17 protein-coding genes are annotated in these 16,046 nt (G+C 74.2%); 11 read left to right on the top strand and 6 right to left on the bottom strand.

From position 1 onward, the window contains the following. Positions 1-18 precede the first annotated feature (18 nt). A complete protein-coding gene (locus ACFQLX_RS16975) occupies positions 19-192 on the bottom strand; it encodes a hypothetical protein (protein WP_386415975.1) in 174 nt (57 codons plus the stop codon). A gap of 229 nt (positions 193-421) precedes the next feature. Between ACFQLX_RS16975 and ACFQLX_RS16970 the strand changes: the two genes are divergently transcribed. Further along, positions 422-1,297, top strand: coding sequence for an alpha/beta fold hydrolase (locus ACFQLX_RS16970; RefSeq protein ID WP_386415973.1), 876 nt, complete (start codon positions 422-424; stop codon positions 1,295-1,297). Here ACFQLX_RS16970 and ACFQLX_RS16965 read toward each other — a convergent pair. Beyond that, complete coding sequence (locus ACFQLX_RS16965; protein ID WP_386416030.1) at positions 1,282-2,307, bottom strand: ADP-ribosylglycohydrolase family protein; 1,026 nt, start codon at positions 2,305-2,307, stop codon at positions 1,282-1,284. The two genes, ACFQLX_RS16970 and ACFQLX_RS16965, sit on opposite strands and share 16 nt — an antisense overlap. A 56-nt stretch (positions 2,308-2,363) precedes the next feature. Between ACFQLX_RS16965 and soxR the strand changes: the two genes are divergently transcribed. Beyond that, positions 2,364-2,816, top strand: a complete 453-nt coding sequence (gene soxR, locus ACFQLX_RS16960; protein ID WP_386415970.1) for a redox-sensitive transcriptional activator SoxR — start codon at positions 2,364-2,366, stop codon at positions 2,814-2,816. Positions 2,817-2,927: 111 nt separating this feature from the next. Here the strand turns inward: soxR and ACFQLX_RS16955 are convergent, their stop codons facing one another. Continuing rightward, positions 2,928-4,508: a DEAD/DEAH box helicase gene (locus ACFQLX_RS16955; protein ID WP_386415967.1), complete on the bottom strand. Its 1,581-nt coding sequence runs from the start codon at positions 4,506-4,508 to the stop codon at positions 2,928-2,930. Positions 4,509-4,989: 481 nt separating this feature from the next. Between ACFQLX_RS16955 and ACFQLX_RS16950 the strand changes: the two genes are divergently transcribed. Then, positions 4,990-5,715, top strand: a complete 726-nt coding sequence (locus ACFQLX_RS16950; protein ID WP_386415964.1) for a ferritin-like fold-containing protein — start codon at positions 4,990-4,992, stop codon at positions 5,713-5,715. Between the two features lie 217 nt (positions 5,716-5,932). Continuing rightward, positions 5,933-6,214, top strand: a complete 282-nt coding sequence (locus tag ACFQLX_RS16945; protein ID WP_386415962.1) for a hypothetical protein — start codon at positions 5,933-5,935, stop codon at positions 6,212-6,214. A 131-nt stretch (positions 6,215-6,345) separates the two neighbouring features. Here ACFQLX_RS16945 and ACFQLX_RS16940 read toward each other — a convergent pair whose 3' ends face one another. From ACFQLX_RS16940 to ACFQLX_RS16930, 3 genes are all read right to left on the bottom strand, one after another. Beyond that, on the bottom strand, positions 6,346-6,579 hold the full coding sequence (locus ACFQLX_RS16940; protein ID WP_386415961.1) for a DUF3107 domain-containing protein: 234 nt from the start codon (positions 6,577-6,579) through the stop codon (positions 6,346-6,348). A gap of 112 nt (positions 6,580-6,691) precedes the next feature. After that, positions 6,692-7,336, bottom strand: a complete 645-nt coding sequence (locus tag ACFQLX_RS16935; protein ID WP_386415958.1) for a TetR/AcrR family transcriptional regulator — start codon at positions 7,334-7,336, stop codon at positions 6,692-6,694. A gap of 193 nt (positions 7,337-7,529) precedes the next feature. After that, complete coding sequence (locus ACFQLX_RS16930; protein WP_386415955.1) at positions 7,530-7,748, bottom strand: hypothetical protein; 219 nt, start codon at positions 7,746-7,748, stop codon at positions 7,530-7,532. Between the two features lie 196 nt (positions 7,749-7,944). Between ACFQLX_RS16930 and ACFQLX_RS16925 the strand changes: the two genes are divergently transcribed. From ACFQLX_RS16925 to ACFQLX_RS16895, 7 genes are all read left to right on the top strand, one after another. After that, positions 7,945-8,952 carry an alpha/beta fold hydrolase gene (locus ACFQLX_RS16925; protein WP_386415953.1) on the top strand — a complete coding sequence of 336 codons (1,008 nt, stop codon included), beginning with the start codon at positions 7,945-7,947 and terminating at the stop codon, positions 8,950-8,952. 7 nt (positions 8,953-8,959) lie between these two features. After that, positions 8,960-10,207, top strand: a complete 1,248-nt coding sequence (locus tag ACFQLX_RS16920) for a DUF3152 domain-containing protein (protein ID WP_386415951.1) — start codon at positions 8,960-8,962, stop codon at positions 10,205-10,207. Positions 10,208-10,334: 127 nt separating this feature from the next. Beyond that, positions 10,335-10,427 (top strand): Ms4533A family Cys-rich leader peptide, encoded by a 93-nt coding sequence (locus ACFQLX_RS16915; RefSeq protein ID WP_386415949.1) that lies wholly within the window; start codon positions 10,335-10,337, stop codon positions 10,425-10,427. Positions 10,428-10,593: 166 nt separating this feature from the next. Continuing rightward, positions 10,594-12,306, top strand: coding sequence for an ABC transporter substrate-binding protein (locus ACFQLX_RS16910; RefSeq protein ID WP_386415946.1), 1,713 nt, complete (start codon positions 10,594-10,596; stop codon positions 12,304-12,306). A 2-nt stretch (positions 12,307-12,308) separates the two neighbouring features. Continuing rightward, entirely contained in the window at positions 12,309-13,337 is a 1,029-nt protein-coding gene (locus ACFQLX_RS16905) for an ABC transporter permease (protein ID WP_386415943.1), read from the top strand. Between the two features lie 2 nt (positions 13,338-13,339). Next, positions 13,340-14,326, top strand: a complete 987-nt coding sequence (locus tag ACFQLX_RS16900; RefSeq protein ID WP_386416027.1) for an ABC transporter permease — start codon at positions 13,340-13,342, stop codon at positions 14,324-14,326. Beyond that, on the top strand, positions 14,326-16,005 hold the full coding sequence (locus tag ACFQLX_RS16895; protein ID WP_386415940.1) for a dipeptide ABC transporter ATP-binding protein: 1,680 nt from the start codon (positions 14,326-14,328) through the stop codon (positions 16,003-16,005). Before ACFQLX_RS16900 ends, ACFQLX_RS16895 begins: the two co-directional genes overlap by 1 nt. Positions 16,006-16,046 lie beyond the last annotated feature (41 nt).

Below are 16,046 nucleotides of genomic sequence, written 5' to 3'. Positions count from 1 at the left end.
CGGGGGGCTCCCCGGCCCTCAGGCCGCGTACCCCTGCCCGTAGTCGGAGCCGCCCTCGGCGGGACGGATGAGGAGCCGCTGGCCCCGCTCGGCCGCCCGGTGGACGATACGTTCGACGGAGGCGGCGTCCACGACGGTGCTGTCCACGGCGGAACCCTCCACGTCGTCCAGGCGCACGATCTCGAAGTCCATCCGGCTTCTCCCTTCGTCATTCCTACTGTTCAGCCCTACTGTCCAGCGTGGGCGACATCGGACCATCGCGCTCCCTGGGGAGCGCGGGGCCTCGACTCCCACAACACGATGGCGCCACCAATAATTCCGTGCGCTAACGAAAAGTTTCGCCTTTTTAACTTTCCGCCCCGTGCGCCCCGCCGCCCCGCCCCGTGCGGCCGTACGGGCCTGCGCCCACTACCCTCGCCGCATGAGCAAGCCGCCCTATCTCACGCTCCCCGCCGGAGCCGAAGCGCTGACCCTCGACACCGACCGCGGCCCCTTCGCCGCGTACCGGGCCGGGCGGGGGGAGCGCGGCACCGCACTCCTCGTCCCCGGGTTCACGGGCAGCAAGGAGGACTTCATCGCGCTGCTGGAGCCGCTGGCCGCGCGCGGCTACGCGGTCGTCGCGGTGGACGGGCGCGGGCAGTACGAGAGCGCGGGCCCGGCGGACGAGGCCGCGTACCACCTGGAGGAGCTGGCCGCCGACCTGCTCGCCCAGGCGCGGGCCCTGGGCGCCGGCGACGGGGGCGTCCACCTCGTCGGCCACTCGCTGGGCGGCCTCGTCTCCCGCGCGGCCGTCCTGCGCGACGCGGCGCCCTTCGCCTCACTGACGCTGATGTCCTCCGGTCCGGCGGCGGTCCACGTCGACCAGCAGGCGCAGGTGAAGCTGCTGGTCGACGCGCTGGCGGCGGCCGACAAGGAGACCGTCTGGCAGGCGATGCGCTCGATGGACCCCCCGGAGGCCCCCGACGCGCGCACGCCGCCCGAGGTCGCGGACTTCCTGCACCGGCGCTGGCTGGCCACCGAGACGGCCCAGCTGACCACGACGGGCCGCCAGCTCCTCACGGAGCCCGACCGCGTCGCGCACCTGGCGGCGGTGGACCTCCCCAAGCACGTCCTCTCCGGCGAGAAGGACTACGCCTGGCCGGTCGAGTGGCTGGACGAGATGGCCGTCCGCCTCCCGGCCCACCGCACGGTGATCCCCGCCGCGGAGCACTCCCCGAACGTCGACGCCCCCGCCGCGACGGCGAACGCCCTGGCGGACTTCTGGGACGGTCGGGGCCGAGCTCAGAGCAGGCCCTGATCCCACTGTGCCCCGAAGTCCCGCAGCTCGTCGCCGAACTCGACCCGCGCCGCCCACGCGTCCGGCCACGCCCCGGCGCCCAGGTACGCCCCCGCGAACGCGCCGGTGAGGCAGGCCAGGGAGTCCGAGTCGCCCACGGTGCAGGCGGCCCGGCGCAGGGCCGTCAGCGGCTCCTCGGGGAAGAGGAGGAAGGCGAGGAGAGCGGTGGCCAGGGCCTCCTCGGCGATCCAGCCCTCGCCGGTGCGGAGGCAGGGATCGGACTCGGGGTCGGCCTCGTGCTGGGCGGCGTCCAGGCGCGCCAGGATCTTCAGGCACTCGTCCCAGCCGGACTCGACGTAGTCCTCGCCGCTGCGGTGGGGCGTGCCCAGCCAGAGGGTGCCGAGCCAGCGCTCGTGGTAGACGCGCCGCTGCCCCTGGGCGTACGAGACGAGCCGCGCCACCAGCTCCGCCGGCCGGGTGCCCTGCGCCAGCAGGTACACCGCCCGCGCGGTGAGGTCGGCGGCGGCGAGCGCGGTGGGGTGGCCGTGGGTGAGCGCGGCCTGCAGCTGGGCGGCGGCCGAGCGCTCGGTGTCCGACAGGCCGGGGAAGAGGCCGATCGGGGCGACGCGCATGGTGGCGCCGCAGCCCTTGGAGTCGAGCTGGCTGGCGTCCTGCCAGGGGCGGTCCTCGCGGGTGAGGAGGGCGACGGCTTTCAGGCAGGTGCGGCCGGGGGCGCGCAGTCCCTGCGGGCGGTGGGCCCACTCGACGAACTCCTCGCGCAGGGGGCGGGTCAGGCGCAGGGGAGCGAGCCGGCCGCGGGAGGCGGCGGTGCGCAGGGCGCGGGCCACGGCGATCGTCATGTCGGTGTCGTCGGTGACCGTCGCCGGTTCGGGGAGGGGCAGCTCGCGCCAGGGGCCGTACCGCTGCCGGATCCTGTCGGTGTCGAGGAACTCCGTGGGTCTGCCCAGGGCGTCACCGAGCGCCAGCCCGATGAGCGCACCGGTCGCGGCGCGTTTGGTCATACCTCGCATCATCCGTCCCAACCATCCTTTTCGGCCAGGGTTTTGCGGACCGTAGGGTGGGGGTCATGACTGCTCTTCCCTCCTCATCCGCGCGGGAGCTGACCATCGGGGAGGTGGCCGCGCGCAGTGGGGTGGCGGTGTCCGCGTTGCGGTTCTACGAGCGGGAGGGGCTGGTGCGCAGCCGGCGCACCGGCGGCAACCAGCGGCGGTACGGGCGCGACACCCTGCGGCGGGTGGCCTTCGTACGGGCCTCGCAGCGGGTGGGGATCCCGCTCGCGGAGATCCGCGAGGCGCTCGCGCTGCTGCCGGACGGGCGCACCCCCACCCGGGAGGACTGGGCGCGGCTCTCCGCGGGGTGGCGGGCGGAACTGGACGAGCGCATCCGGCGGTTGGAGCGGCTGCGCGACAACCTCGGCGAGTGCATCGGCTGCGGCTGCCTGTCGCTGGACCGCTGCGCCCTGGCCAACCCGCAGGACCGGATGGGGGAGCGGTACGGGCCGGGGGCGCGGGGGCTTTGAACGACGCGGAGGGTGGGCGCTGGTGAGGGCCACACGCTGGTGAGGGCCGAACGCCGTTGAGGGGCGGACTCCTTGCGGAGTCCGCCCCTCAACAGTGTGCGCGGTGCTGTCTCAGCCCTCGGCCGAGGTGCCCTCGGACTTCGGGGCCCGCGTGCGGCGACGGCGGCGCGGGGCCGCCCCGGCCTCGGCGGCCTCGCCGGTGGCGGACTCGGCCGGCTTGGCGCTGCCCGCCTCGCCGGTCGCGGTGGCCTCGGTGACGGCCGGGCGCGTACGGCGGCGGCGGCGCGGCCTGCGGGGCCCCTCGCCGTCGGCCTCGGACGCGGCGGCCGTCACCTCGGTCGCGGCGTCGGCGGCGGCGGCCACCGGGGCGGGCGCCGAGTCGACGGGGGCGTCCGCCTCGGTGCCGCCGCGGGTGCGGCGGCGCGGGGCGCGGGTGCGCTTGGGGCGCTCCTCGACGACGGTCTCGGCGGCCTTCGGCGCACCGCGCCGGCCGCGGCCGCCGGTCTCGCCGAGGTCCTCGACCTCCTCCGCGCCGAGCCCGGCACGGGTGCGCTCCGAGCGGGGCAGTATGCCCTTCGTGCCGGCGGGGATGCCGAGCGCCTCGTACAGGTGCGGAGAGGTGGAGTACGTCTCCGGCGGGTCGTCGAAGGAGAGGTCCAGCGCCTTGTTGATGAGCTTCCAGCGCGGGATGTCGTCCCAGTCGACCAGGGTCACGGCCGTGCCCTTGTTGCCCGCGCGGCCGGTGCGGCCGATGCGGTGGAGGTACGTCTTCTCGTCCTCCGGGGACTGGTAGTTGATGACGTGCGTGACGCCCTCGACGTCGATGCCGCGCGCGGCCACGTCCGTGCAGACCAGCACGTCGACCTTGCCGTTGCGGAAGGCGCGCAGCGCCTGCTCGCGGGCGCCCTGGCCGAGGTCGCCGTGGACCGCGCCGGCGGCGAAGCCGCGCCGGGTCAGCTGGTCGGCGATGTCGGCGGCGGTCCGCTTCGTACGGCAGAAGACCATGACCAGGCCGTGGCCCTCGGCCTGCAGGATGCGGGAGACCAGCTCCGGCTTGTCCATGGAGTGGGCGCGGAAGACGTGCTGGGTGATGTTGGCGACGGTCGCGCCCACGTCGTCCGGCGAGGTGGCGCTGATGTGCGTGGGCTGCGACATGTAGCGGCGGGCCAGGCTGATGACCGCGCCCGGCATGGTCGCCGAGAACAGCATCGTCTGGCGCTTCACCGGAAGAAGCTTGATGATCTTCTCGACGTCGGGCAGGAAGCCCAGGTCGAGCATCTCGTCGGCCTCGTCCAGCACGAGCGCCTTGACCTTCGACAGGTCCAGCTTCTTCTGGCCCGCGAGGTCCAGCAGCCGGCCCGGGGTGCCGACGATGATGTCGACGCCCTTCTTCAGCGCCTCGACCTGCGGCTCGTAGGAGCGGCCGCCGTAGATGGCCAGGACGCGGACGTTGCGCACCTTGCCGGCCTGCAGCAGGTCGTTGGTGACCTGCGTGCACAGCTCGCGCGTGGGTACGACGATGAGCGCCTGCGGGGCCTCGGTGAGGTCCTCGGGCGTGGCCCGGCCGGCCTCGATGTCGGCCGGGACGACGACCTTCTCCAGCAGCGGCAGGCCGAAGCCCAGCGTCTTGCCCGTGCCGGTTTTGGCCTGGCCGATGACGTCGGAGCCGGAGAGGGCGACCGGGAGGGTCATCTCCTGGATGGGAAAGGGGGACATGATGCCGACGGCTTCGAGGGCCTCGGCTGTCTCGGGATAGATCCCGAGCTCTCGGAACGTAGTCAGGGTGCTGCCTCTTCTGTGAGAGACGCGGCGTGCGGCGGCAAAGGGGGACACACAGCACTGCGGGCGCCTGCGTGGGTCTGTCCCACGCGCGAACACCGCTCCGCTCAGCTCCGCGCAACTCGCGCGGGCGTGCCCCACACCTTCGCTCGGCCGCTCAAGCCGCGAGGGGGTCGGTGGAGCCGATCGGGCCACCGACCGGGCATCCTCATACAAGCATCCTTTCGCATATCCGTTGCATATGCGGCAGGTGCTATAGCACTGTACCCCGGATCGGCCTACCGGCGGCAGGGCGTGTGAGCCGACTCTCCTCCGCCGCCCCGTGCGCGGGGCGGCTCCGGCCGGACTCCACCGGCCCCTTCCGTCCGTACGGGAGGCGGCTATCGTGCACCTCATGAACACGTCTTCCGAAACAGCCGTGCACACCGGGATCGCAGCCCAGGACTGGGCGCAGGCCGCCGCGGACCCGCAGTACCGGGCCGCCGTGGTGGACCTCCTGGGCGCCCTCGCCTACGGCGAGCTGGCCGCCTTCGAGCGGCTGGCGGAGGACGCCAAGCTGGCCCCCACGCTCGACGACAAGGCGCAGCTGGCCGCGATGGCCTCCGCGGAGTTCCACCACTTCGAGCAGCTGCGCGACCGGCTGGCGGAGATCGACGCCGATCCGACGGAGTCGATGGAGCCCTTCGCCGCCGCGCTGGACGGCTTCCACCGCCAGACCGCCCCCTCCGACTGGCTGGAGGGCCTGGTCAAGGCGTACGTCGGTGACTCGATCGCCTCCGACTTCTACCGCGAGGTCGCCGCCCGGCTGGACTCCGACACCCGTTCGCTGGTGCTGCGGGTGCTGGACGACACCGGGCACGCCTCCTTCGCCGTGGAGAAGGTGCGCGCCGCCATCGAGGCCGACCCGCGCCTGGGCGGGCGCCTCGCGCTGTGGGCGCGGCGGCTGATGGGCGAGGCGCTCAGCCAGGCCCAGCGGGTGGTCGCCGAACGCGACGCGCTGTCGAACATGCTCGTCGGCGGGGTGGCGGAGGGCTTCGACCTGGCGGAGGTCGGGCGGATGTTCTCGCGGATCACCGAGGCGCACACCAAGCGGATGGCCGCGCTGGGGCTCGCCGCGTAACGCGGCCGGGTACGCGGCCGGGTACGCGGCCGGTGCGCCGCCGCGCCGCAACACCGCGTCGCCGCCCGGGTGTTCACCGCCGGGTCGCGCGTCGTTTGTCCGAGGGCGGGGCCGGGTAGACCACCCGCGTCCCGCCCTTGCTTTCCCGGTGCGAAACGGAACCCCGGGCGGGGACTGGGAAGTTGCATGCGGACCGGCGACGGGGAGGTGGCGCTCCATGATGGTGGAAGCCCTCATCAGCGCGGTGATCGGGTTCGCCCTGGCGGCGGGCGCGATGCGCCGCTGGCCCGGACGCTTCCCGCAGCGGACCCTGACGCTGGCCACCGGGCCGGTCGCGGCGGCCGCGGGTGCGGGGATCGCGCACTCGGCGCTGGACGGCGGACAGCCGGTCGCCACGGTGCTGGCCGCCGCGGCGATGGCGGTGGCGATGCTCTCGCTGCTCGTGCGCGGCGGGAAAAGCGGAACGCGACCGGTAGCGGCGGACTTCGTACGGATGTAGGGCGCGCGAGCGCCTGGCGCCTTCGCGGACACGGCCGACCGCGGCCGTATCGCGGACGGTTCATCACGCGGCGGACCCCCGGCACTCACCAGTGCCGGGGGTCCGCCGCGTGATGAACCGTCCGGACGCGCTCAGGCGGCGCCGAAGCCCACCTTGCGCGGCGCCGGGGCGCCGATCTCCACGTACGAGATGCGGTCGGCCGGGACGAGCACCTTGCGCCCGCGCTCGTCGACCAGGCTCAGCAGCTGGTCCTTGCCGGCGAGCGCGTCGGCCACCGCGCGCTCGACCTCCTCGGCAGACTGCCCCGTCTCGACAGAGATCTCGCGGGGCGAGTGCTGCACGCCGATCTTGACCTCTACGGACATCAGGAACCTCCGACATTCAGGACGTTGGGTGTGACGCCGCAACACTATCCCGGCGGAGTGGCCCCGATACGCCGAGTCGGCACGCCCGCAGCGAACAGCCGCGCGCCGGGCCCTACTCCGCCCCGTGCAGCGGGAAGCCGGCGATGCCCCGCCAGGCCAGCGAGGCCATCAGCTTGGAGGCGGCGTCGCGCGGGATGGGCTGGCCCGAGCCGAGCCAGTAGCGGGCGGTGACCTGGGCCATGCCGCACAGGCCCACCGCCAGCAGCATCGAGTGCCCGGCCGGCAGGTCGGTGTCCTCGGCGATCACGTCGCGGACCGCCTCGGCGCAGGCCAGGCCCACCTTGTCGACCCGCTCGCGGACGGCCGGCTCGTTGGTCAGGTCGGACTCGAAGACCAGCCGGAAGGCGCCGCCCTCGTTCTCCACGTAGGCGAAGTAGGCGTCCACCACCGTGGCCACGCGCTGCTTGTTGTCCGAGGTGGACGCCAGCGCGGCGCGCACCGACTGGATCAGGGCCTCGCAGTGGTGGTCCAGGAGCGCCAGGTACAGCTCGAGCTTCCCGGGGAAGTGCTGGTAGAGCACCGGCTTGCTGACGCCGGCGCGGTCGGCGATGTCGTCCATGGCCGCCGCGTGGTAGCCCTGGGCGACGAACACCTCCTGGGCCGCGCCCAGCAGCTGGTTGCGCCTTGCCCGGCGGGGCAGCCGGGCGCTCCGCGGCCGTGCCTCGGCCGGCTCGATGGCTGTTCCGCCGTCTCCCAAAGCAGCCTCCCAAAATCGTCGTACGCGCAACGCCGGGAGTGTGACGGCGGCCATACGGATTCTCGCGTGACCGCCATCCTACGGTCGGGTAAACCGCAGTGCGCTGTGCGGTCGCAGGATCTCATGTCCGCCTGCGTCACGGAAGGCGGCCGGTGGCCGGCCGGGCGGCGGGGCGCGGCGGGGCGCCCACCGCTCAGCGGTAGTCCTCCTCGTCCAGCTCCACCACGCGCTCCTGCTCGGCGGCGTCCGCCGGGTCGACGTACTCCGTGCCGCGCTCCCGCGACGGCGTCCCGTCCTCCTCGGACACCAGCGCCGCCCGCTCCTCCGCCGCGTCCTCCTCGGGCACCTCGGCGGAGCGGGCGGCCTCGAAGACGGTCCGGAAGGTCTCCGGCTCCTGCGGATCGGCGGTCATGGGCGGTTCCTCTCGACAGCCGGGCGGCATGCGCGCGGACGGACGGCACTCCTGGGGTACGAGCCTAAGAGCGCCGCGGTGCCCCCGCCACGCGACCGCCGCCGTAGCGGCCGGCCCGTACCGGACTGACGCGTGCATGCGGTCTGTGACCGCGAACACGGATGCCGGAAGTCCGCTCTCTCGTAGCATGGCGCCTATGTCGTCCACCGAGCTTCCCGGGATCAGTCCGCCCGCCCAGGTGCCGGACACCCCGTCCCGGGGCTCCGCCGCCGGTCAGGGCCCCGCCGACGTGCGGCAGGTGGCGCTTCCCGGGCTCACCCTGGCCGTACGGCACCGGGCGCCCGCGCGAGCGGGGCTGGAGCCGGCCCTCTACGTGCACGGACTGGGCGGCTCCGCGCTGAACTGGACGGCGCTGGCGGCGGAGCTGGCCGACCGCGTCGACGGCGAGGCGCTCGACCTGCCGGGCTTCGGGCACTCCGCGCCGCCGGACGATGGCGACTACTCGATCAGCGGGCACGCCCGCGCGGTGGTGCGCTACCTCGACGCCGCCGGACGCGGGCCCGTCCACCTCTTCGGCAACTCGATGGGCGGAGCGGTCGTCACCCGGGTGGCGGCGGTGCGGCCCGATCTCGTACGGACCCTCACCCTCGTCTCGCCCGCGCTGCCCGAGCTGCGCCCGCAGGCCACCGCCCTGCCGAACGTGCTGCTGGCGATCCCGGGCGCGGGCGGCGCCTTCATGCGGCTGACGGAGGGCTGGTCGCCCGAGCGGCGCACCGGGGCCGTGCTGGCCCTGTGCTACGGCGATCCCTCGCGGGTCACCCCGGAGGGCTTCGCGGAGGCGATCGAGGAGTACCAGCGGCGGCTCTCCCTGCCGTACCACTGGGAGGCCATGGAGCGCTCCGCGCGCGGCATCGTGGACGCCTACACCCTCGGCGGCCGGCACGGGCTGTGGGCGCAGGCGCGGCGGGTGCAGGCGCCGACGCTGCTGGTCTACGGGGCGCGCGACCAGCTCGTCTCGGCGCGGATGGCCCGCAAGGCGCGCCGCTCCTTCGCCGACTCCCGGCTGCTGCTGCTGCCGGAGGCCGGGCACGTGGCGATGATGGAGTATCCGCGGGTGGTGGCGCGGGCTTTCGGCGAGCTGCTGGCGGACCGGACGACTGCGACGACTGCGACGACTGCGACGACTGTGCGGAACGGGAACTGAGGCGGGCGTGGGCAGACACGGGGCGGGCTCGCGCCGCCGGCAGCGGGCGGCGGACACCGGGGGGATACCCGGGCTGACGGAGACCGGCGGGATACCCCGGGTCGCGGAGAGGGGGCCGCGGTACGCGCCGCCGTACGACACGGCGGGCGGCGGCCACCGGGGGAGCCGGCCGGTGGAGGGCGTACGGGGCGGGCATCCGCAGCACTCCGAGCACGCGCGGCCGGGATACCCGCAGCCCGGATACGCCCCTCCCGCGTACGCGCGGCCCGAGTACGCGCCCCCGCGTCCCGAGTACGTGGACGCCTTCGACAGCGCCGCGTACGGCGCCCCGGCCTCCGGGCCGCCGTCCGACAGCTGGGCCCAGTGGCCGCCGGACGGGGCGCTGGAGGACCCCCTGGCCCCGCCGCCCGGCACGCTCCCCCGGGGGAGCGCCCCGCCCCGCCGCAACCGCGCCCGCCGGGCCGTCGCCCTCGCCGCCGTCGTGACCACCCTCGCCCTGGGCGGCGCGATAGCCGTCCAGATGATGGACGGCCGTGGGCAGGGGGCGCCCCGCGCCAAGTCCGGCGAGCGGGCGCCCGAGGAGCGGGCCAGCCGCGCGAAGACGCGTCCGACGCCGCCCGGTCAGGGGGCCCCGAAGCCCGCCGCCGCGCCGCCCACGTACGCCCAGGCGATGGCCGAGCGCTATCCGCTGAGTGACGCGCTGAAGGGCCCCGACCGCTTCGAGGCCGTCGGCGCGCCCACCAGGCCCTCCGGCAGGGGGGCCGTCGTGACGTACCGCGTGGAGGTGGAGGAGGGACTGCCGCTGGACGGCGCCCTGTTCGCCGAGGCCGTGCACAAGACGCTCAGCGATCCCCGCAGTTGGGGCCACGGCGGCGAGCGCGCCTTCCAGCGGGTGGGCGCGGGGCAGGACGCCTCCTTCGTCATCACGCTGGCCAGCCCCGGCACCACCGACACCTGGTGCGCCAAGTCCGGCCTCAACACCTCGATCCTGAAGGTCTCCTGCGACTCCAGCTCCACCCGGCGCGTGATGATCAACGCCTACCGCTGGGCGCAGGGCTCGGAGACCTACGGCGACCGGATGTACGCGTACCGGCAGATGGTGATCAACCACGAGGTGGGCCACCGGCTGGGCCGGGGCCACGTGGGCTGCCCCCGCGACGGGGCGCCGGCGCCCGTCATGATGCAGCAGACGAAGTTCCTGAGCACCGAGGGGCGCACCTGCAAGCCCAATCCCTGGCCCTACCCGGAAGGCTGAGCCGGGGGGCTGGGCGGAGGCTGGACGGGGGCCTTGAGCAGGCCCCCGTCTCGACTGGTGGACGTTTTCGTCCCACCCATTGAAATGAATTTGCACATTCGTGCGATGTTCGGTCATCGTTCTGGGCATGTCGCCGCGCCCCGCCTCCGCCCGCACCAGCCACGAGCTGGTGCTGATCGGCGTGACCGCGCACTGCGTCGCCGACATCCTCTGTCGCTGAGGCCCGCGACCCCCGCTTTCCCCCGGTGCCGCTGAGGCCCGTCCTCCCGCAACCCCTCTTCCCCCGCCCGCGGCGGGGTCGGCCGCCGTGCCCGCGACCTGTTCTCCAGCCCGCGCACACGCCTGCCCGCCCCCTGCGGTCACCGCCATGAAAGGCCTGCGCTCCCATGCGTCCATCCCCTGCCGTACGCCGCGCCGCAGCGGTCTCCCTCGGTCTCGCCGTCGTCGCCGGCGCCGCCGCCTGCGGGCCCGAGAGCGGTGACTCCGCGAAGGGTGCGACCGCCGGACCGGCCAAGGGCGGGACCCTCACGGTCCTGAACTCCGATCCGCAGTCCGACTTCGACCCGGCCCGCCTCTACACCTCCGGCGGCGGCAACGTCCCCTCGCTGGTCTTCCGCACCCTCACCACCCGCAACCGCGAGAACGGCGCCCCGGGCGCCGAGGTCGTCCCGGACCTCGCCACCGACCTGGGCCGGCCCAACGCGGACGCCACCGAGTGGACGTACACGCTCAAGGACGGGCTGGCGTACGAGGACGGCACCCCGATCACCAGCGCCGACATCAAGTACGGCATCGAGCGCTCCTTCGCCGCCGAGCTGTCGGGCGGCGCCCCCTACCTGCGCGACTGGCTGGTCGGCGGCGCCGACTACCAGGGCCCGTACAAGGACAAGAAGGGCCTCGACTCCATCGAGACCCCCGACGCGAAGACCCTCGTCTTCAAGCTCAACAAGCCCGAGGGCGAGTTCCCCTTCCTCGCCTCCCAGACCCAGTTCGCGCCCGTGCCCAAGGCCAAGGACGACGGCACCGCGTACGAGAAGCACCCCGTCTCCTCCGGCCCGTACCGCGTCACCGCCAACAGGAACGACGGCGAGGAGCTGGTGCTGGAGCGCAACCCGCACTGGTCGGCGAAGACCGACGAGGAGCGCAAGGCCTACCCGGACAAGATCGTCGTCAAGTCCGGCCTCGACCCGGCCGTCATCAACCAGCGCCTGTCGACCAGTTCGGGCGCGGACGCCGCCGCCGTCACCACCGACACCAACCTCGGCCCCGCCGAGCTGGCCCAGATCGGCGGCGACAAGCAGCTCGCCGGGCGCGTCGGCACCGGCCACTTCGGCTACACCAACTACCTGGCCTTCAACCCCAAGGTGAAGCCCTTCGACAACCCGAAGGTGCGCCAGGCCATCTCCTACGCCATCAACCGCAAGTCCGTGGTCAACGCGGCCGGCGGCTCCGCCCTCGCCGAGCCCGCCACCACCTTCCTGCCCGACCAGAAGGCCTTCGGCCACCAGCCCTACGACCACTTCCCGGCCGGCGAGACGGGCAACCCGGGCAAGGCCAGGGAGCTGCTGAAGGAGGCCGGCTACCCGAACGGGCTGACGGTCACCCTCACCCACAGCACCGAGGAGAACCGCGAGACCGGCCCCGCCACCGCCACCGCCGTCCAGGAGGCGCTGAAGGCCGCCGGGATCACCGTGAAGCTCCAGGGGCTGGAGCCCAACGCGTACAACGAGGCGCGCTGGGACATCACGAAGACCCCCGGCTTCTTCATCTCCCGCTGGGGCGCCGACTGGCCCTCCGGCGGCCCCTTCCTGGCCCCGATCTTCGACGGCCGGCAGATCGTCAAGGGCGGCTCCAACTACAACCACGCCCAGCTCGACGACCCGGCGGTCAACAAGGAGATCGACGCGATCAACAAGCTGACCGACCTCGACGAGGCCGCCAAGCGCTGGGGCGCCCTGGACGCAAGGATCGGCGAGCAGGCGCTCGACGTCCCGCTCTTCCACCCCGTCTACAAGCGCCTCTACGGCAAGGACGTCAAGAACATCGTCATCAGCGACTGGACCGGCGTGCTCGACATCTCCCAGGTCGCGGTCAAGTAGCCATGACGCAGCAGGCACCCCCCACCGGGGAGCTGACGACGGGGGCCGCCGGTGCGCCGGCGGCCCCCGGGCCCGCCACCCTTATAGGCCGGCTGCGCGCCCGGCCCGCCGCGCTGCTCGCGGCGGGCGTGCTCGGGCTGCTCGTCGTCCTGGCCCTCGCGGCGCCGCTCCTCGCGGCGCTTGAGGGCCAGTCCCCGAACACGTACCACGACGCCCTGGTCGACTCCGCGCGCGGCGGCGTCCCGTACGGCAGCCTCGGCGGGGTCAGCGCCGAGCACTGGCTGGGCGTGGAGCCCGGCACCGGGCGCGACCTCTTCGTCCGGCTGCTCTACGGGGCCCGCGTCTCCCTGCTGGTCGCCGCCGGCGCCACCGTGCTGCAGCTCGCCGTCGGGATCGCCGTCGGCCTCGCGGCCGGCCTCGGCAGCCGCTTCGCCGACAGCCTGCTGGGCCGCGCCACCGACGTGCTGGTCTCGCTGCCCACCCTGGTCATCCTCATCGCGCTCACCGCCGTCGCCCCCGCCGGCTTCCCGCGCCCGCTGCTGCTGATCCTGGTCATCGGCCTGCTCGGCTGGGGCGGCGTCTCCAAGGTCGTCCGGGCGCAGACCCTCGGGCTGAAGAAGCTCGACCACGTCGCCGCCGCCCGCCTCGGCGGCTCCGGCCGGCTGCGCGTCGCGCGGCGCGAACTGCTGCCCGCGCTGGCCGCCCCCGTCATCACCTACGCGGCGCTCCTGCTGCCCGCCAACATCGTGGCCGAGTCCTCGCTGTCCTTCCTCGGCATCGGCGTCACCCCGCCCACCCCGGCCTGGGGGCAGATGCTCTCCAGCGCCACCACCTGGTACCGGGCCGATCCGATGTACGTGCTGCTGCCCGCCGGGCTGCTGTTCACCACCGTGCTCGCCCTCACCGTGCTCGGGGAGGCCGTGCGCACCGCGCTCGATCCGCGCGCCGCCGGGCGGCTGGGCGTGGGCCGTACTCGCGGCCGGGTCCGCGGCGGTATTCGCGGCCGTATCCGAAAGGGAGGGGCCGCATGAACCTGGCGCGCTTCCTCGTCAAGCGACTGCTGGCCGCCGCGCTGGTCGTGCTGACGCTCTCCGTCGTCGTCTACGCCCTCTTCTACCTCGTCCCCGGCGACGCGGCGAAGATCGCCTGCGGTGACAAGTGCAGCCCGGCGCAGATCGCCCAGGTACGCACCCGGCTCGGCCTGGACGAGTCCGCCCTCGCCCAGTACGGGCACTTCCTCCAGGGCCTCTTCACCGGCCGCGACTACTCCACCGGCACCGCCGTGCTGCACTGCGACGCCCCCTGCCTGGGGCTGTCGTACACCACCGACCAGCAGGTCACCCAGCTCATCTGGGAGAAGCTGCCCGCCACCGCCTCCCTCGCCTTCGGGGCGATGGCCCTCGCCCTGGCGATCGGCGTCGGCACCGGCGTGCTCTCCGCCGTGCGCCGCGGCGGGCTGCTGGAGCGCGCGCTGACCGTGCTGACGCTGGTGGGGACGGGCATGCCGGTGTTCGTGCTCGGGCTGCTGCTGATGATGGCCGTCTGCGCCTACCTCCAGTGGCTGCCCTTCCCGACGTACGTACCCCTGGGCGAGGACCCCGAGCAGTGGGCCTGGAACCTGCTGCTGCCCTGGCTCACCCTCGGCCTCTTCGAGAGCGCCAAGTACGCCCGCCTGACCCGCTCCTCGACGCTGGAGACCCTCGCCGAGGACCACATCCGCACCTTCCGCGCCTACGGCGTCGGCGAGCGCTCCCTCGTCGGCCGGCACGCGCTGCGCGGCGCCGTCCCGCCGGTCGTCGCGCTCGGCGCGCTGGACCTCGGCACGATGATGGGCGGCGCGGTGCTCACCGAGTCCCTCTTCGGCATCCCAGGGCTGGGCAAGACGCTGATCGACAGCATCCGCCACATCGACCTGCCGGTGGTCGTGGGCGTGGTGCTGGTCATCGGCACCGCCGTGGTGGCGGCCAATGTCGTGGCGGATCTGCTGTACGCACTCGCCGATCGAAGGGTGGCACTGTGATGGGCGCCGACACCGACCTCCGTACCGGTACGGACACCGGCACCCGCACCGACCTCGTCACCGTCTCCGACCTCACCGTCGACTTCCCGGTGGGGGAGGGCCGTTTCGTACGGGCCGTCGAGGCGCTCTCGCTCTCGCTGCCCGACGGCGGCGCGCTGGGCGTCGTGGGCGAGTCCGGCTCGGGCAAGTCGACGGTGGCCGCCGCCCTGCTGGGGCTGCACCGCGACACCGGGGCACGCGTCTCCGGGACCGTACGGGTCGCCGGAACGGACCCCCTGACGGCCGAGGGGGCCGAGCTGCGGCGGCTGCGCGGCGGCCTGGCGGCGATGGTCTTCCAGGACCCGCTCTCCGCCCTCGACCCGTACTACGCCGTGGGCGACCAGATCGCCGAGGTCTACCGGGTGCACCACCCCGACGCCTCGCGGCGCGCCGCGCGGGCGCGGGCCGTGGCGGTGCTGGACCGGGTCGGCATCCCCGACGCGGCGCGGCGCTCGCGGGCGCGGCCGCACGAGTTCTCCGGCGGCATGCGCCAGCGCACGCTCATCGCGATGGCGCTGGCCTGCGAGCCGCGGCTGCTGGTCGCGGACGAGCCGACCACCGCGCTGGACGTCACCGTGCAGGCGCAGATCCTCGACCTGCTGCACGGGCTGCGCGCGGAGACGGGGATGGGGCTGCTGCTCGTCACGCACGACCTGGGCGTCGTCGCGGGGAGCGTGGACGAGGTGCTCGTGATGAAGGACGGGCGGGCCGTGGAGCGCGGCCCCGTCGCCGCCGTGCTGGGGGCGCCGAAGGAGGCGTACACGGCCGCGCTGCTGGCGGCCGTGCCGCGGGTGGAGGCCGCGTCGGCGCCGGTTCGTACGGACGGCGCGGTGGCGGACGGCGACGAGCCGCCGCTCCTCGCCGTACGCGCCCTGCGCAAGGAGTTCGGCCGCGGCCGGCGCGCGACCGTCGCCGTCGACGGCGTGGACCTCACCCTGCGCGCCGGCGAGGCCCTCGGCGTCGTCGGGGAGTCGGGCTCCGGCAAGACCACCCTGGGACGGATGGTCACCGGGCTGCTCACCCCCACCGCCGGCGAGATCCGGCACGGCGGCGTGCCCGCGCACGGGCTGCGGCGCGACGTGCAGATGGTCTTCCAGGACCCCGCCTCCTCCCTCAACCCCCGCCGCAGCATCGGCGAGTCGGTCGCCGACCCGCTGCGGGCCGCGGGCGCGCTCACCGACGCGGAGATCCGGGTGCGGGTACGCGGGCTGCTGGCGCAGGTGGGGCTCGACCCGGAGGCGTACCACCGCTATCCGCACGAGTTCTCCGGCGGCCAGCGCCAGCGCGTCGGCATCGCCCGCGCCCTCGCGCCCGAGCCGAGACTGCTCGTCTGCGACGAGCCGGTCTCCGCCCTGGACGTCACCACCCAGGCGCAGATCGTCGAACTCCTCGGCCGGCTGCGGCGCGAGCTGGGCCTCGCGCTCCTCTTCATCGCCCACGACCTCGCCGTCGTACGGCAGGTGAGCGACCGCGTCGCCGTCATGCGGCGCGGCGCGGTGGTCGAGCAGGGCCCGGTGGACCGCGTCTACGGGGCCCCCGAGCACCCCTACACCCGGGCGCTGCTGGCCGCCGTGCCCGTACTGGACCCGGCAGGGGCGGCGCAACGGCGCGCACAGCGGCTGGAGTCGGCCTCCGCCTGACCGCTGGGGACCGGCGCTTCAGACGCGCGTCCCACGGGCTC

Origin of the sequence: Streptomyces polyrhachis (assembly GCF_042663125.1) — a bacterium.
Lineage (GTDB): Bacteria > Actinomycetota > Actinomycetes > Streptomycetales > Streptomycetaceae > Streptomyces > Streptomyces polyrhachii.
The sequence above is the reverse complement of the archived record's forward strand: the minus strand, read 5'-3'. Positions and strand labels throughout refer to the sequence as shown.

Bases quoted from the DNA above. Each gene is read 5' to 3' on its own strand.
- ACFQLX_RS16950 (WP_386415964.1), top strand. From the start codon at position 4,990: ATGAACACGTCTTCCGAAACAGCCGTGCACACCGGGATCGCAGCCCAG.
- ACFQLX_RS16925 (WP_386415953.1), top strand. From the start codon at position 7,945: ATGTCGTCCACCGAGCTTCCCGGGATCAGTCCGCCCGCCCAGGTGCCG.
- ACFQLX_RS16915 (WP_386415949.1), top strand. From the start codon at position 10,335: ATGTCGCCGCGCCCCGCCTCCGCCCGCACCAGCCACGAGCTGGTGCTG.
- ACFQLX_RS16910 (WP_386415946.1), top strand. From the start codon at position 10,594: ATGCGTCCATCCCCTGCCGTACGCCGCGCCGCAGCGGTCTCCCTCGGT.
- ACFQLX_RS16955 (WP_386415967.1), bottom strand. From the start codon at position 4,508: ATGACCCTCCCGGTCGCCCTCTCCGGCTCCGACGTCATCGGCCAGGCC.
- ACFQLX_RS16970 (WP_386415973.1), top strand. From the start codon at position 422: ATGAGCAAGCCGCCCTATCTCACGCTCCCCGCCGGAGCCGAAGCGCTG.
- ACFQLX_RS16975 (WP_386415975.1), bottom strand. From the start codon at position 192: ATGGACTTCGAGATCGTGCGCCTGGACGACGTGGAGGGTTCCGCCGTG.
- ACFQLX_RS16895 (WP_386415940.1), top strand. From the start codon at position 14,326: ATGGGCGCCGACACCGACCTCCGTACCGGTACGGACACCGGCACCCGC.
- ACFQLX_RS16905 (WP_386415943.1), top strand. From the start codon at position 12,309: ATGACGCAGCAGGCACCCCCCACCGGGGAGCTGACGACGGGGGCCGCC.
- ACFQLX_RS16940 (WP_386415961.1), bottom strand. From the start codon at position 6,579: ATGTCCGTAGAGGTCAAGATCGGCGTGCAGCACTCGCCCCGCGAGATC.
- ACFQLX_RS16965 (WP_386416030.1), bottom strand. From the start codon at position 2,307: ATGCGAGGTATGACCAAACGCGCCGCGACCGGTGCGCTCATCGGGCTG.
- ACFQLX_RS16945 (WP_386415962.1), top strand. From the start codon at position 5,933: ATGATGGTGGAAGCCCTCATCAGCGCGGTGATCGGGTTCGCCCTGGCG.
- soxR (WP_386415970.1), top strand. From the start codon at position 2,364: ATGACTGCTCTTCCCTCCTCATCCGCGCGGGAGCTGACCATCGGGGAG.
- ACFQLX_RS16930 (WP_386415955.1), bottom strand. From the start codon at position 7,748: ATGACCGCCGATCCGCAGGAGCCGGAGACCTTCCGGACCGTCTTCGAG.